Annotated in this window: 10 protein-coding genes; 3 read left to right on the forward strand and 7 right to left on the reverse strand. The window is 39.4% G+C overall.

The annotated features are described in order from the left end of the window. Positions 1–248: 248 nt before the first annotated feature. Positions 249–926 (reverse strand): lysozyme family protein, encoded by a 678-nt coding sequence (locus AL038_RS03205; protein ID WP_062148947.1) that lies wholly within the window; start codon positions 924–926, stop codon positions 249–251. Between the two features lie 51 nt (positions 927–977). Continuing rightward, positions 978–1367 (reverse strand): MORN repeat-containing protein, encoded by a 390-nt coding sequence (locus AL038_RS03210; RefSeq protein ID WP_062148950.1) that lies wholly within the window; start codon positions 1365–1367, stop codon positions 978–980. 614 nt (positions 1368–1981) lie between these two features. Between AL038_RS03210 and AL038_RS03215 the strand changes: the two genes are divergently transcribed. After that, a complete protein-coding gene (locus AL038_RS03215; RefSeq protein WP_062148953.1) occupies positions 1982–3982 on the forward strand; it encodes a transglycosylase SLT domain-containing protein in 2001 nt (666 codons plus the stop codon). A 243-nt stretch (positions 3983–4225) separates the two neighbouring features. Here the strand turns inward: AL038_RS03215 and AL038_RS03220 are convergent, their stop codons facing one another. Both AL038_RS03220 and AL038_RS03225 read right to left on the reverse strand, forming a co-directional pair. After that, positions 4226–4369, reverse strand: coding sequence for a hypothetical protein (locus AL038_RS03220; RefSeq protein ID WP_161575419.1), 144 nt, complete (start codon positions 4367–4369; stop codon positions 4226–4228). Positions 4370–4409: 40 nt separating this feature from the next. Continuing rightward, positions 4410–9968 carry a PAS domain S-box protein gene (locus tag AL038_RS03225; RefSeq protein ID WP_062148956.1) on the reverse strand — a complete coding sequence of 1853 codons (5559 nt, stop codon included), beginning with the start codon at positions 9966–9968 and terminating at the stop codon, positions 4410–4412. A 120-nt stretch (positions 9969–10088) separates the two neighbouring features. Here AL038_RS03225 and AL038_RS03230 point away from each other — a divergent pair, with 120 nt between their 5' ends. After that, positions 10089–10736, forward strand: a complete 648-nt coding sequence (locus tag AL038_RS03230; protein ID WP_062148958.1) for a hypothetical protein — start codon at positions 10089–10091, stop codon at positions 10734–10736. A 79-nt stretch (positions 10737–10815) separates the two neighbouring features. Beyond that, entirely contained in the window at positions 10816–11868 is a 1053-nt protein-coding gene (locus tag AL038_RS03235; RefSeq protein WP_062148961.1) for a hypothetical protein, read from the forward strand. Here AL038_RS03235 and AL038_RS03240 read toward each other — a convergent pair. The 3 genes from AL038_RS03240 to AL038_RS03250 form a co-directional block, all read right to left on the reverse strand. Further along, the gene (locus AL038_RS03240; protein ID WP_083991411.1) at positions 11865–12608 is read right to left on the reverse strand and encodes a phosphatase PAP2 family protein; all 744 of its coding nucleotides are present in this window, start codon (positions 12606–12608) and stop codon (positions 11865–11867) included. The genes AL038_RS03235 and AL038_RS03240 overlap by 4 nt on opposite strands. Before the next feature lie 472 nt (positions 12609–13080). Then, a complete protein-coding gene (locus AL038_RS03245; protein WP_062148964.1) occupies positions 13081–14196 on the reverse strand; it encodes an OmpA family protein in 1116 nt (371 codons plus the stop codon). Between the two features lie 54 nt (positions 14197–14250). Next, positions 14251–15339, reverse strand: coding sequence for a hypothetical protein (locus AL038_RS03250; RefSeq protein WP_062148967.1), 1089 nt, complete (start codon positions 15337–15339; stop codon positions 14251–14253). Positions 15340–15355: the final 16 nt, after the last annotated feature.

Raw genomic sequence — 15355 nt, forward strand, 5'->3', positions numbered from 1 at the left:
TATTTATTTAATGGCTTAGGGTAAAATAACGATTTCACAAAATACACTCAAGCAAAAATTTTAAAATAAAATTAAAGTGTTAGTATAACTAATTTAACACACTGATTTTAATTGCTAATAATTTATAACTAAGCAATCTACAGGCACAGTTAATTAAAACTGTGCTACCACCTTACACCTTTTAGGATTGATAATGTCTATCGCCTAATTCAATAGCAATTTATCATCCTCTTCCTCTTGCAACCCTATCACTTCCAACCTTGCAATTGAAACCAACCAGCTCGATTTAAAACATCTTTAGAATAGTCTTTACCCGTTGTATTTGCATCAATGTCTTGTCCGCCATTAATAGCATTCAACGTTGCGGTTGCACCACCGTTATATGCGGCTATGGTTGCACGCAATAAATCCGCATCGCGTAAATTCACCCGTTGTTGAAAAAAACGTCTTGACTCATCTAATACTTTACACGCATACAAAATATTCTCACGCGGTGATTGCCAATTACCAACACGGGCAAATTCATGCCAATCATAATCAATTTGCATCAAACCGCGTCCATACCCCCCACCATCTGGTGGTTCTGGCGTTGTACGTCCACCCCGTGGCGCACGACGAGCAAAATCACCCCGTCCAGCAGGTGTTGGTGGGGTTAATGCTAATCCCCAATGTGATTCACGCGACCCAATTCCCGCTAAAATAGCGGGGGTTAAAAACGGATATAAACGAACAGCTTCATTAATATATGTAATATATTTCTTCGCTTCCGTTAGCTGACGCAACATCGTTGTATTATTTGAATCGTAAGTTGTTGGAAACCTACCTGCTTGCGTTGTTGGCGTACTTGTCGTTGGTGTAGTACTGGTCTCGCGCGAATCAAAAATTTTACGAAAAAAATTAAAAAACGGTGAACTGGGTTTGTCCATAATCGAGCATCCTTAGCCATAAAGGGAATATTAATAATTAAAACGTTTTGCTTAACGAATATTACAATTCACTTGATTAGTTGCATAGGCTTTAGTCAGTTTGCCATCTTGCCAGATGCCTTCCTTACGTGAGCCATTGATATACAACATCACACCAACCCCTTCAATTTTACCGTTTTTAAAACTACCACAATATCTATCCCCATCCGACCAAGTATATAAACCATACCCTTGTAACTCACCAACAGAAAACTGTCCTTTATACGTATCCTTGCCAATTGCCGTTCCTGTGCCATGTGCTTTTCCGTCTTTACACTCACCCGTATAACGTCCATTCAAATAGGCATCGGCAACCCAACAACCTGAATGTGAAATTGTTTCTGTACATGCCACTAACAAAAATAACGCACAAACCATGCAATATTTATAAATCATCTTCATTGGTCAAACTCCTTACCGTATTAAACGTTATGCCTACGTTATCCGTCGAACTTTATTTGTACCAACCATATTTTTTACCTGCATAACGCTTATGTGTTAAACATCCAATATTGCTTAAAGTAACATAAACGTACATCACACAAAGTGGTTATAAAACCACAGGTGTGTGAATTTCTACACAATTACCTTATGCCTAACGGCTGTGTAGAATAGACAATTCTGTAGGCAGATGTACAGAATAAAACCACAGTGATGGATAATGCGAATAAAAGCATTCTTCTCATTCATCGAAGAGTCGTTGACTCCACGAAATGATACCGCTTACAAATTATCTTTTAAAAAAGGTCATCTCGTCATTGTCCATCGTGTACATTAAGTTAATGCGTTGATTTCAAAACGGCATATTATTTGCTGAACCTATTGCGACTGACTTAACCCCATTTTCGATAGTGTTCAATAAATAAACTTCCTCCCTTCAATTAGGGAAGTTTTCCAGTGCTGATATACCCTTTTTCTTGACAGAAAGAATGAGGGTGCGGTGGAATTCGGCGATTATCCTCATCAACGTTGGCACTACTTAATTCTTTAAAACTTAAATTTTGGATGTTTACCCCATGAAACGTTCCTTTCTTATCTCGCTCTTCTTGCCCAGTGTAATGTTATTCATTGGTTTAAATAGTATCACTGTTCACGCCACAGATATTACGCAACAAAGACAGGCTTTTTTAACGGCATTACAAGCCCTCAAGTCACGCAACATGGCGACGTTTGAACAACTTTCTACCCAACTAGATAACTACCCACTTAATTACTACCTCCGCTACCTAGAACTAAGCCCCCGCTTAAAAAACGCCAGTCCTGAAGAAATCCTCGCTTTTGTAGAACGTTATGGCGATACGGCTAATGGCAATAAAATAAGACAAGAATGGTTAGCACGCCTTGCTGCACAAAACGAATGGGCAGGCTTTCTCTACAGCTATAAACCACAAAAAAGCCAAGCACTACAATGTAATTATCTCTATGCACAACTAATGACAGGTACACCACCTGCCAAACTTATGGCAGAAACCAAAGAACTCTACCTAGTCAGTAAAGCCCAACCTTCTGCCTGCGAACCCTTATTTGCAGCCGTCTTATATAACAGCAAAGAAATGCAAAATAACGCCCTGCTCTGGCAAAGAATTCACCTTGTGATGCAAGCAGGAAATATAAAAGTTGCAGATACCCTAAGCAATCGCCTCAACGACTCAGAAAAGCAATGGCTTAGATTATGGCAAACCATGCACCTCAACCCCAGCGCAACACTTTCATCCTTCAGTCAAGCCGATGTTCCACTTGCGCGTGATATTATTGTGCATGGCATTAGCCGACTTGCCACTGACCCCAGCACCTTTAATAGCGCACTGAGCTACTGGGACGACTTTCAAAAACGCTATGCTTTTTCCGTTGAACAACTGGGAGAAGCACAACGTAATATTGCCCTTGCTAGTGCTAAACAAGACCGTTCCGATGCACTCCAACGCCTTACCGCCGTTAATAAAAACTATTTAACCGACGAAATCACCGAAACCCGTTTAAAATTAGCCCTAAAGCGTCAAGAATGGGTAGCTATTGCAGATTTTGTGACCGAATTACCCATAGAAGAACGCGACAGTTTACAATGGCAATACTGGTTAGCCCGCGCCCTAGAACAAATTAATGGCAAAACCAATGAGGGACAAACCGCTAAAGATATTTATCAACACCTTGCCAAAGAACGTGACTATTACGGTTTCCTCGCTGCCGACCGTTTAGGAATCCCCTACGACGTAAAACACCACCCCATTCAATTTTCTGCCGCTGAAGAAAAACACCTAATGAATCAAGTAGGCTTCTACTCAGCCTACGAATTTTATCAATTGGGTATGATTCCTGAAGCACGGCGTGAATGGCAATATGTCACTGATAACATGCCACAACGTGAACAAGCCATTGCCGCAGCACTGGCTAGTCGTTGGAAATGGTACGACCGCGCCATCTTTACAGCAGCAAAAGCCAATTCTTATGATGATTTAGAAGTCCGTTTTCCCCTAGCGTATTACCAAAACATTGTTACAGGGGCAAAAAATCAAGATGTTGATTTATCATGGGTTTATGGTATTACACGCCAAGAAAGTGCGTTTGTTCAAGAAGCCCGCTCAGGTGCAGGTGCATTAGGATTAATGCAACTCATGCCAGCAACAGGTCGTCATGTTGCCCAAAAAATAGGGCTACCTGTAAAAAGTAATGCAGATATTCTATATATTGACAACAATATTGCGTTAGGTGCGGCCTATCTTAAACAAATGTTAGATTTTTTTGACGGTAATTACATGTTAGCAACGGCTGCTTATAACGCAGGGCCAGGACGGGCAAAACGGTGGGCGGCAATGAATGGTTGTTTGCCTGCGGATGTGTGGGTTGAAATGATTCCCTTTGATGAAACACGCACTTATGTTCGTCGCGTACTTTTTTATACCAGCGTTTTTGATGCACGCTTAAATCAACAAGTACGCCCGTTACGGGTTGCACTCAGTGCCGAACATTGTTTAGTTAATTCTGCCGAAATAGAATCAACAAACGCATCAGGCTCATAAATATCAGTAAATCTTGTGATAACACCGCGTTGCGCGGTGTTATTCGCCTGAAAGCCTATCTAAAGCAAGTACACAACAGCATTATTTATCCCATCTTCAGCGTCTGAAAATCCCTTCAGACATATCTCAAAACGGATACCATAGCTTTACACAGCGTTATCCGCCTCCGTTATAGTAATCGTATTTTAAAAAGAGAATAAGAAATAACCTATTCAACAGATTTCCGTAAAAAAGTATTGCTCGTTACCAAGTTTCACTTGGTAATGCCTGCCTTGCAAGCTCCGCTTGCCGAGTACAAGCGGACTTAAGCGTGGGGCGTTCAAGCAAGTACCAGTCAAGCAGAGCTTGGCGAATAGGCATTACCAAGTGAAACTTTGTAACGAGCAATATCATAGCCTTACACAGCGTTATCCGTCTCCGTTATGAATCACGAATGACGCGCTTTTTCCTGTTCTAATGCTTGAATAACCCGCTGACATTCATAACGCATTAACTCCATATACTCAACAGCTTGTTTAAATTCTTGTGTCCGTCCATATTCCTCCATACTTCTACATAAACTGGCTAATGGGTATGCACCCATATTAGCACTCGCCCCTTTTAGCTTGTGTGCGACCAGAAAAATAGTTTCACTATTTTCTAGTATTACCGCTTGTTCTAGTTCGTCTAAGTAATTCGGTAACTCTTTTATAAATAAGTCCAATAACCAATTGATATTCCGTTGAGAATGCTCACGCATATAATCAATTAAATTATTATCAATGGGAACTAATTCCTTCGTGTAAACAAGATTAAAAGGACTATTTTTTTGAGATTGGGCAAGACTTTGCGTATCTACACCCGCTAATGAGTTAATAATAGGTTGTTGTGCAGGTTGTAACCAGACATTAAGCATATCTTGCAATTGTTGAAACATCACAGGTTTACTTAAATAATCGTTCATCCCTGCACTCAAACAACGTTCACGGTCACCTTGCATGGCATTTGCGGTGAGCGCGATGATAGGAACGGGTGGTAATCCTAATCGCCGTTCTCGTTCCCGAATTCGCAAACTGGCTTCAAAACCATCCATAACAGGCATGTGACAATCCATTAAAATAAGGTCAACCGTTTCTTTTTCTAACGCTTGCAGGGCTTCATGTCCATTGTTGACGATATGAACTTGACACCCAAATTGGCTGAGCATACTTAATGCAACTTCTTGATTAATTATGTTATCTTCTGCAAGCAATAAACGATAAGACTGTTGGGATAAAGATATTGTTTTTGTGGAGGGAAGGGAAGCTGGTGGTGTATGGCAGGGAACAACGGCACTGAGTAATGTACTGAGTAACTCTATTTGACGTATCGGTTTTGTTAAGGCAACAGCTAACCGTTCTGAAATCGTTGATTGTAATTCATACTGAACGGTTGCCATTAAAATAATTGGCAATTTATGAAATCGTCGGTCATTTCTGACGGATTTAAGAAACAACAAACTTTCTCCCTGTTGCAGGGTTTCATCCAATAAAATCAGATGGTAAGGTGTTTGCTTTTCCATCCCTTGAATCAGGGCTTCAAATGCAACAATGGGATTGTTGACTATTGTCGTTTGAATTTGCCAGTATTGAAGTTCTGTCTGCAAAATAGTTTGATGAACCAGATTATCTTCAACGACTAACACCCGTAACCCTGTTAATAATTCAGTTTTAGGCGGTAATTCTGGCGGGCTAGGAATTTTAGTTAAGGGCAAATTTACCCAAAAATGACTCCCTTTTACCGTATCTGTATCGCATATTCCCATAGTCCCATTCATCATTTCAATTAACCGACGGGTAATCACCAACCCCAAACCTGTACCACCATAGCGACGGGTTGTAGAAGACTCTCCTTGTGAGAAGGGTTGAAACAAATTATTACGCACTAATGGACTTATTCCAATGCCTGTATCCACTACATCAATATGTAATTGCATGGAATTTATGGTTTCTTCTAAACAGTGTAGCCGTAGTAAAACATGTCCTTCTTCTGTAAATTTAATGGCGTTGCCAACCAGATTATTTAGAATTTGACGCAAACGCACGGGGTCGCAACGTAAACGGCTGGGGAAGTTTGGCGGTAATTGGTAAAGTAATTCTACGCCTTTATGCTGGGCAGGCGCGGCAAAAAGTTTCATCATTTCATCAATTAAGCCGCGTACATCGCATTCAATCAATTCTAACGTCAGCTTGCCCGCTTCAATTTTGGAAAAGTCCAAAATATCGTTAATAACGGTAAGTAATCCATCCCCAGAACTACGAATAATTTCAATATAATGGCGTTGTTTAGCGGTTAGCTTGGTATTTAATAACAGTTGAGTCATACCAATAACCCCATTCATCGGGGTGCGAATTTCATGGCTCATGGTTGCAAGAAACTCACTTTTTGAACGATTTGCTGCTTCAGCCGCTTCTTTCGCTTCGCGTAAGGCTTTTTCAACTTGTTTTAGTTCTGTAATATCTGTTGCAACCCCGATAATCCCTTGTTGTTTACCAAAACTATCGAATTGTGGACTGTAACGGACTTCAAAAACACGTCCGCGCAAATGGGTTTCACTGTTAAACGCTAATCCACTTAAGGCATGACGAACATCTTGTAATAAATGCGGATTTTTAAGACTGTCAAAGCAGGATGTGCCTAGTAGAGCATCATCTTTTAATCCCAATATATCCAAGCCTTTACCGCGCAATAGGGTATAACGCCCGTACATATCCATGGCAAATAAAATAACGGGTAAATTGTTAATAACGGTTGTTAAACGGGTTTCCCCTTCTAAAATTTTTCGCTCGGCTAGTTTACGTTCTGTCAGGTCGCGCAAAGTCAGCATTAACCCTTGCTCACCTTCCCATTCAATTTGGACGCTTTGCAACTCAACTGTATGATAATTTTCTTCATAATCAATCAAGATGACATCTGTATTTAGGTCTGCTTCTGTCGGTAAACCCAATTGTTTACCCAGTAAATGCCCTTTAGGTACTTTATATAGCCGTTCTGCCGCAGGGTTCACAAAACAAGTTAATCCTTGTTTATCAATGATAAAAATAGCATCTTGATTGGATTCAAACAGAGAACGAAATTTTTTTTCACTGGCTTCTAATGATTGTTTAATTTGATACCGCACAATAGCACTGCGAATGCTATTACCTACGGTTTGAATAAAAAAGCTTTCATATTCAGACCATTCTCGGTGTGCTTGTCGACTATCTACCCCAATAAATCCCCACAATCGCCCTTCGGATTGAATAGGAATAATAAAAATGGTTTGAATTTGGCTGGCTTTAAATAGCTCTTGAAGTAAAGGTGACAGTTGGTTGACTGAGCCTTTAATAGGATGATTTTCTGAAAGCGATGTGTACCAACCGTTTAAATCCTGCGTGTAGGAAAAACAACGGCGTTGGGGAATGTAGCAATGGCGTTTAAAATCATCATTCAACCAAACAAAGCGTTGGCGAGTAAGCGTTTCAGCAGAGTAATCATCTGTAAAGTTTTCAAATATATAGGCTCTGTCAACATTCATCACCTGCCCTAAAATATTCAATACGGTTTTAATGCCTTCATAATATTCAGGAATAGTGAGTAGAAAATGGCTAACCATTGCAAGCCCATTAAGTAAACGGGTTTGTTCTTGCGCACTTTCTTCGGCGAGTTTACGTTCAGTAATATCGGTGCTTGTGCCTATCATGCGTTTGTTGTGACCACTTTCAACTAACGTTCCACGTGTCAACATCCAACGATAATGCCCATTTTTATGTTGCATCCGATGTTCAAACTCGTAACTATCGCGTTGTCCTTTGAGATATTCCTCTGACACCGCTAACACACCCTGCACATCATCAGGGTGGTCTAATGCCATCCACGCATCAATCCGACTGGGTAATTCTTCAGGTGTATAGCCCAACAGGGCTTTTAAATTGTCGTCTAAATACAAGTTATTATTGCGAATATTCCAATCCCACACCCCTGTTTTTCCTGCACTAACGGCAAGACTATAACGTTCTTGACTGATGCGTAAGGCGGTTTCTGTCTGTTTTTGCGCGGTGATATTATAGGCAATCACTAACCGCACGGTGCGCCCGTCTATCCATTCAATACCGCGATTATTAACGGAATACCATTGTTTAGTTTGTAAATCATAATGTTCCCATAAGTACATATCATTGATAATCGGGTCATTATGTTGCATATTTTTACGGCAGAAGTGACAAGGTGCGTTTTCAGGCGGTTGATGACAAAGCACTTGCCAACAAACTTTACCCGCGATATCACCAAATAGTTCGCGTCCAAATTGATTAATGTATAAAATATTATAATTTTCTAAATCAGCAACATAGACTAATGCCATTAAACCATTCAGCACTTGTAACAGCATTTGATAAGCGTGTGCGGCTTCTTGTTCAGCCAGTTTGCGGGCCGTCACATCGCGGGAAATAGAAATAATTTCTTTAACCAAGCCATTGGCAAAGCGCAGTAACCGATTATTACTCTCAAACCAAATATAATCCCCCGATTTTTTTCGTACCCGAAAGGTAACCATTTGGCTGCTGATTTGCGCTTGATTAGTTTTGCGCCGAAAAAGACGTGCATGTGTTTGTTGTACCTGATTTTTATCATCAGGATGAATAAAATCGTAGGCGTTGCGTCCTAATAACTCATCCTCTCGATAACCTAATAAGGGCATACATGCAGGGGAAAGGTATAAAAAAATCCCTGATGCGGTGTGTTTAGATAATAAATCCGTTACATTTTCAGCCAACAGACGATAGCGTGCTTCACTATCTTGTAGCTGAATTTCGGCTTGTTTTTTCTTGGTAATATCTTCAATAAAGCCTTCTAAATAGCGCGGTACACCTGTTGCGTCACGCACAACGCTTAAGTACATATTAACGGTTAAATGTGTTCTATCATGCCGATAAAGATGAATCTCTAAACAGTGCATCCGTTGTTCGATAGTTTGTGAAGCATCTTTTATAAAATCAATTATCTGTTGGCTTTGCTCGGGGTAAATCGATAATTGTTTGCCTATGTGTTGAATATGGGTTTTCATACTGTGTGGCGAATCATAGCCAAATATTTGTGCAAGTGCTGGATTTGCATCTAATAGTTGTCCATTAATTGTGCTGTGAAAAATCCCAAAGGGTGATTGTTCAAAAAGAACACGATATTTTTTCTCAACAGCACCTAGAACAGATTGATTAACTTGTTGATACTCTGTGATATCCGTTGCGACAATGAGCGTTCCCACAACTTCTTGCTGTTGATTAAAATAAGGGATTTTATCCGTATGTAACCAATGGGTTTTACCTGCAATCGTGAGCGATTCGATAACCCCTAATTTCGCCCGTCGAGTCTGTATAATTTCTATATCATCAGCATAGGCTTGTTGAGCTTCTTGTTGGGAAACTAATTTATCGTAATAACATCCTTCAATAGCAGACAGTGGCATATTCAACGTGTTGGCTAAAGCATGATTTGCTCGCACAATACGATTATATTTGTCTTTATAACAAATGATGGTTGGTACTGCGTCAAAAACCATTGTAATATCAGGTGCATCATCATTTATATGGGGTAACTCAAGAGGGGCAACAGTTTTATAAGCACTAATATCCGTGAGTTGTGCATAAAATCCCTGCTCTGTTGGGCTAGGTTGCGCTTGCCACAATAACCAACGCCAATGCCCTGTTACATCAAGACTGCGGGTTTCAAAACTAGCAAGCTGATTATCCTGTAATTGTTGCAACGCGTGGCGCATAGCAGACTGATCCGCTTTATGGATAAATGTCCAACAAGACACATTCATAAGGGATTTTTTATGCTTTAACGGGATAAATTGCTGTAGTTGTTGTGTGCAAGCAGGGGAAAGTTGTTTTAATCGCCCGTTAAAATCAACAAAACATAATGTTCCCCAAGATAAATGCGATAATTGCGTGTAAGTTTTCATAGTTGCACAAGTAGGTATCACACCCATACTGATTATCCTCACGATGGAGTGGTACAAGCCATTAGTGGTATTTTATTGTTATGTTTGTAAGGTGTAGGAAAATAGATGCTTACATTTCTTAAGAGAAACAAATAGGAGACAAACTTTATGGCAACCTTTGCCATCTTACATGAAGCGTTAGCAGAACAAGCCAAACATGAAACCGCATTATCATCACTAACCCTTGTTTGTGCTGAAAAAGAACTAGCGACATTTCGTCAACAGATTAGCGCACATCAATCCGAATTATTGATTCTTGATTTAACCCTATTAGGTGAAAACCCTTTAGAAACAATTCACACCTTCAAAGAACAAGCCCAAGCAACAACAATTATTGTGATTTATGCGTTTGCTAAGTGGGAATTAATTCAACAATTAATTACTAATGGTGTCCGTATCATCAAAGCACCCATTAACTTCCGATTACTACAAGCCAGCTTATTTAACACGTTTTCAACGACCATGAATCCAAAAATCGCTACTGCACCCATTCCCACGTTTCGCTATAGTGCCAATGAACTTAGTCGCCTACAGGAAATTAAATCAGGGGTTGACTGTGAATGTCCAAATCACCTAGCAGATTTAGTGCTTTCTTTACAAAGTTTTGAAGACTATTCACAACGCTGTCAAAACAAAAATGAGAAAGATGCCGCCATACATGCCATGTTACATCGCAAAACTGCACAAGCACGGGTTTTAATGGAAGAAGCACTTACTGAATTATGTCGACATGAAAATATTGTGTTGGAAATGTAACAGATTGTCAGTTAAACAGGATAAAAAAACCGCTGATTGACCGCCCCTTTTTCAACGACTCATCGATACCAGAATCCGCATGACTCCTAATGTAACAACACTTCACCTCATTATTCCCGATTTTTTCGCGTATGCCGTGCGTAGCGATTCAAGCCTGCGTTTAGATACCCTAGCAACATGGTTGCCAAAATCACTGATTACGCCATTACCTTACAGTGCAACAGCTAACCAACTTTTTTGGCAACTATTTAACTTTCCCATAGAGACACACTTACCAGTCGCCCCGATAACCTACTTACACGATTACGGTACTGTACAAAAAGACACCACTTACTTACGCGCTGACCCCGTTTACTTACAAGCAGACCGCGATAAACTCATTCTTTTTGATGTATTTAGCACCCACCCACCCAGTACAACAGAAACAGACGCACTCCTGAACAGTCTTAACACCTTTTATCAACCAGATGGCTTACAATTTTATGCCGCTACGCCCAACCGTTGGTATATTCGCCTGACACAAACCCCCGCTTTAAATACCACGCCACTCCTAGACGTGATTGGACGAGATATTCAAGCCTTTATGCCAACGGGAACAGATAAACGCCAATGGTGCGCTATTCTCAACGAAATACAAATGTTGCTACACCAACACCTTGTTAATCAATCTCGTACAGAACAACGCCAGCCACTCATTAACAGCCTATGGTTTTGGGGACTGGGTAAATTGCCCCCCCCACCCGCTCCCCGTTGGCAATATGTCTGGAGTAACGACCCTTTTGTGCGTGGACTAGCAACACTCAGCACCGTCTCGCAGGCAGACGTACCCAACAGCATACAAAGCTGCATACAACAAATGACACAACAAACGGGAGAATACCTACTCAATTTAACACCAACACAAGAAACGGACGGGTCAACAAGATTGACACAAATAGACAAAGAATGGCTATTACCACTCTATCAAGCGGTTAAACAAGGTAAAATCCAACAAATTCACCTATATTTTTGCGATGAACGGGTTTTCTCTCTAAATCGACAACAAATCAAACATTGGTGGAAATGGCGCAAACCGTGGCAAACCTACGCCCAAACACATTTTGCACAACTACCCGTTTCACGACTAGATTAATTAACGGGTTGTCCCCGTTCAAAATAAGCGTAAACCCCTTTAGCGATTAATAAAATTAGCAACCAAGCGACTATCATCGTCGTCACCGTATGGCTCAAAAAATGGTCACCGATTAACATCTTATAAATGCCAATATTCCAAGCAATTCCCATCGCGACAACAAGCGCAATACGTCTATTCCGTTGAGAACGAAATAAAAAAAACAAAGACAATAACGCAAATCCCCCGCTAGCATGACCTGCGGGAAAGCATTTTATTTTTTCAGTTTGATGAAAATCGCTAGGATAAGCCTTAAAAAGAGTAATATAGGGGTAATTACCTTGATAATGCACAATATTTTTAGGGCAAGGGATATTTGTTGTTGCCTTTAAAACACCAATGACCAACGGCACACAAATCACAGCAAAAAACACAATCAATAAACCTTGTTGATACGCCTGCACATACTTATTTTTTCTAAAGAATAATAAAGTTAATAACAATCCAACAACAAATAAAACAAATAACTTTTTTATTCCATCATAAAAAATAAATTTTGCTAATGCTGCATCCTTGTCCACAAGCCATTGTGATAACTCAACATTATAAAAATAATCTTGCACCCAAATATCAAGACCACTTAATTCAAAAAACAATAACGACCCAACTAAAACAAGTAATGTTAATAATATCTGTCGATTAAGCATTTTTTCTAAGATATTTTCCTGTTCTGCGACAGGCACATTTATTTCTATAGACATTCAATCGTCCTAAATTGAAGATAAGCATTAAACCGCTTGAAAAACAAAGATAAGAAAAAAGCCATATTATCCATACTACATCTGCAAAAGATTTATTAATGAAAAAACACAGCGTAATCAACCGATTTTTATTTTCTGAAAGAAAAGTGATAACAAACAAAAATGAACTGCTTAATAAAATTAATTATATATCTTTATGTTACGTAGGAAATGTAAATAATTATTATATAAATCAATTCACTAATTTTCTATATTATGGCAGTTTTATTGCGTAAAGTTGTTCATAAGTGATGCTATAAAACCTCAATTTTTTGAGGTAAAATGAAAATAAAATATAAAAAAGAGATAAATCATGGTTACATTAGTGTTTTTTGTTATTTGCTTACAGATACTTGGGTTATTTTTGATTTCTGCTTTTTTAAGTGGCTCTAAACCACATGAAAAATAAAAAATAATTGCTAAATTTTTGCAATTAAGGGGTACGAATACCCTCGTTTAAAAGCGTTATTTCTACACGACGATTTTTTAAACGTCCTGCTTCCGTGTTGTTATTGGCAAGAGGTAATGTATCGCCATAACTTTTTAAAATCATTCGTTCTTTAGCAACACCGCTAGTCATTAATGCAAACCTTACTGCTTCAGCACGTTGTTGTGATAATGTTATATTTCGCGTGCTATCCCCCTGATCATCTGCATGACCCTCAATTAATACAAAACGGTTGGGATACTGCTCAAGAATGGCCGCGAATTTGTTTAGTTTATGCAACGTTCCCGCAAGCAAATCAGCACTATCCGCTTCAAAAGAAATATCCTCCAAAACTAACCTATAACCCATTGTTGTTAACTGTGTTTCTGACGAGTTTTCTGATGATTCTGCGGGCGAGGTTGTTGGTAGTAAAAGTGTTGCATTTGTTGTCGCTTGCGCATGTAACTCGTTAGTATTTCCCATTTTTTCAACAGGTGCAGGTGTTGGTTCTACAGGCAATGTTGGTGAAAAACGTTGTTTCGCCGTATTCACAAGTGCTATCCATAGTTTTTCTGTTTGAATGAGCTGCTCACTCAAACTCATCCATGAGCTTGTAACCAATATTGGTTCTACAACAGGAACAGGGGCTTGTGTTGAGGCTTGTTGCAAAGAGTAAGCACCTGTTTTGGGTTGAGGTGCGTTTATCTGTGCAGGCGAAACCCCTAAATGTTCACTGAGTTCAGTAATTAATGCGCGCCGTTCATTTTCTAAATTGAGAATAACCTGATTCGCTTCTGTCCAGTAAATATCTGGGGGTGGCGTTTTAACAGTAACACGACGATTAATCCTTGCCTCATATTCTATTTGTTCAGTGGATTTGTTGGGTGGTGACGTTGTGGGTGCAGGTGTAGGTACGGGTTTTGTGGCAGTTTCTACTACTTTAGGGGGGGGAACTACTTTTGCCACAGGTTCATTTGTACCAAAAATTGAATCGTATATAAAATAAATTGTTCCACTGATAAGTAGAGCAACCGATAGAATTCCTCCAAGAATCATCAACCCTTTTGTATTACTCAGGATTTCTTTGGGGAGTGATTTTTTGGGGGGCGCAGGAGCAGTCATAAAAACACCTCATTGAGAATGGAATGGTGCAGAGCAGAAAAAATAGTATTTTCTTTAGAAATTAGCATCCGTTTGTTCGATGCGTTTAGTAATCTGCATAATTGCCGCCTCACTATTTTGAATTTCACTGACGATTTTTTGCAGTTCACTCAAATTATTTAATCGCTCCAATGACAACAACTTGCTACTTTGTAATGACACCACATTTACTGCTTGGTCATACACTTGTGCTGAAATATTCATGCTATACAATAACACTTCAATCAATTTTGAATGGGCTTGTAGGAGGCGAATTAATTCATTTTCTACCTGCTGAAAATCTGTCCAAATAATGCGTTGTGCTTCTAAGGTACTTAAAATATTGCGTGTTCCCTCAAGCGAAATCTGCACCTTTTGCTGTTCAAGTGGGTCAGTGATTTTACTTAATAAACTTTGAAAGTTTGTCACTTGATCTTGATTTTCGCGCTGTTTTTTAAGTATATTTTCTATATTATCATTCGTGATTTTCTGTAATTGTCTCAATAACTCAAACTGTTGCTGATGTTTTTTTATGATTTCTCCGCCTGAATTTGCCGCGTCATGATAAGTTTGTGCTATCAACACTAATTGTTCTTTCACTGGCGTTGCTACACTATCTAGGTCTTGTATTTGTCCAATTTGTTCGCGTAAGTGGCTTAAATTTTGGGTGATTTTTGTAAATCGCTCATTTAACCCCGCCGTTCCCTCTCGTAAAATAACCTCTGTAGCAGCTAATAATTGAAACTTTATTTTTTTAAACAAACTGATAGGGGCGATACTCACCGTTACACCATCAGCAACGGTTGCAGGATCGGAGCGAAACTGTACTCGAATACTAGAACCAAGTACGCTAAAACGCGTATCAAAAGCACCCGTAAAACGTTGTTCATTACCCGCATTATCCACAATAAGCAGATAATCATATTTTTCTTCAGTCATCCCTTTAACCGTTACTTCTAAGGCTTCTGCATTGGGAATTACTAAAGTTTCTCGCAGGTTTTTATTATTTGCATAAGGTTTATCTGTTTTAAAAGTGGTTTTAGTTTGTTCAGCAATTGCTGCATAACTTACTAAAAATAATAAAATTAGTACGTTTTTAATAAAGCGAATTATAGTATAGTGCATAGGATTAAGGCTTTTG

Source organism: Beggiatoa leptomitoformis (assembly GCF_001305575.3).
Taxonomy (GTDB): Bacteria; Pseudomonadota; Gammaproteobacteria; order Beggiatoales; family Beggiatoaceae; genus Beggiatoa; species Beggiatoa leptomitoformis.

Excerpts from the sequence above, each read along its gene's own strand:
- AL038_RS03205 (WP_062148947.1), bottom strand. The coding sequence starts at position 926 with ATGGACAAACCCAGTTCACCGTTTTTTAATTTTTTTCGTAAAATTTTT.
- AL038_RS03210 (WP_062148950.1), bottom strand. The coding sequence starts at position 1,367 with ATGAAGATGATTTATAAATATTGCATGGTTTGTGCGTTATTTTTGTTA.
- AL038_RS03215 (WP_062148953.1), top strand. The coding sequence starts at position 1,982 with ATGAAACGTTCCTTTCTTATCTCGCTCTTCTTGCCCAGTGTAATGTTA.
- AL038_RS03225 (WP_062148956.1), bottom strand. The coding sequence starts at position 9,968 with ATGGGTGTGATACCTACTTGTGCAACTATGAAAACTTACACGCAATTA.
- AL038_RS03230 (WP_062148958.1), top strand. The coding sequence starts at position 10,089 with ATGGCAACCTTTGCCATCTTACATGAAGCGTTAGCAGAACAAGCCAAA.
- AL038_RS03235 (WP_062148961.1), top strand. The coding sequence starts at position 10,816 with ATGACTCCTAATGTAACAACACTTCACCTCATTATTCCCGATTTTTTC.
- AL038_RS03240 (WP_083991411.1), bottom strand. The coding sequence starts at position 12,608 with ATGTCTATAGAAATAAATGTGCCTGTCGCAGAACAGGAAAATATCTTA.
- AL038_RS03245 (WP_062148964.1), bottom strand. The coding sequence starts at position 14,196 with ATGACTGCTCCTGCGCCCCCCAAAAAATCACTCCCCAAAGAAATCCTG.
- AL038_RS03250 (WP_062148967.1), bottom strand. The coding sequence starts at position 15,339 with ATGCACTATACTATAATTCGCTTTATTAAAAACGTACTAATTTTATTA.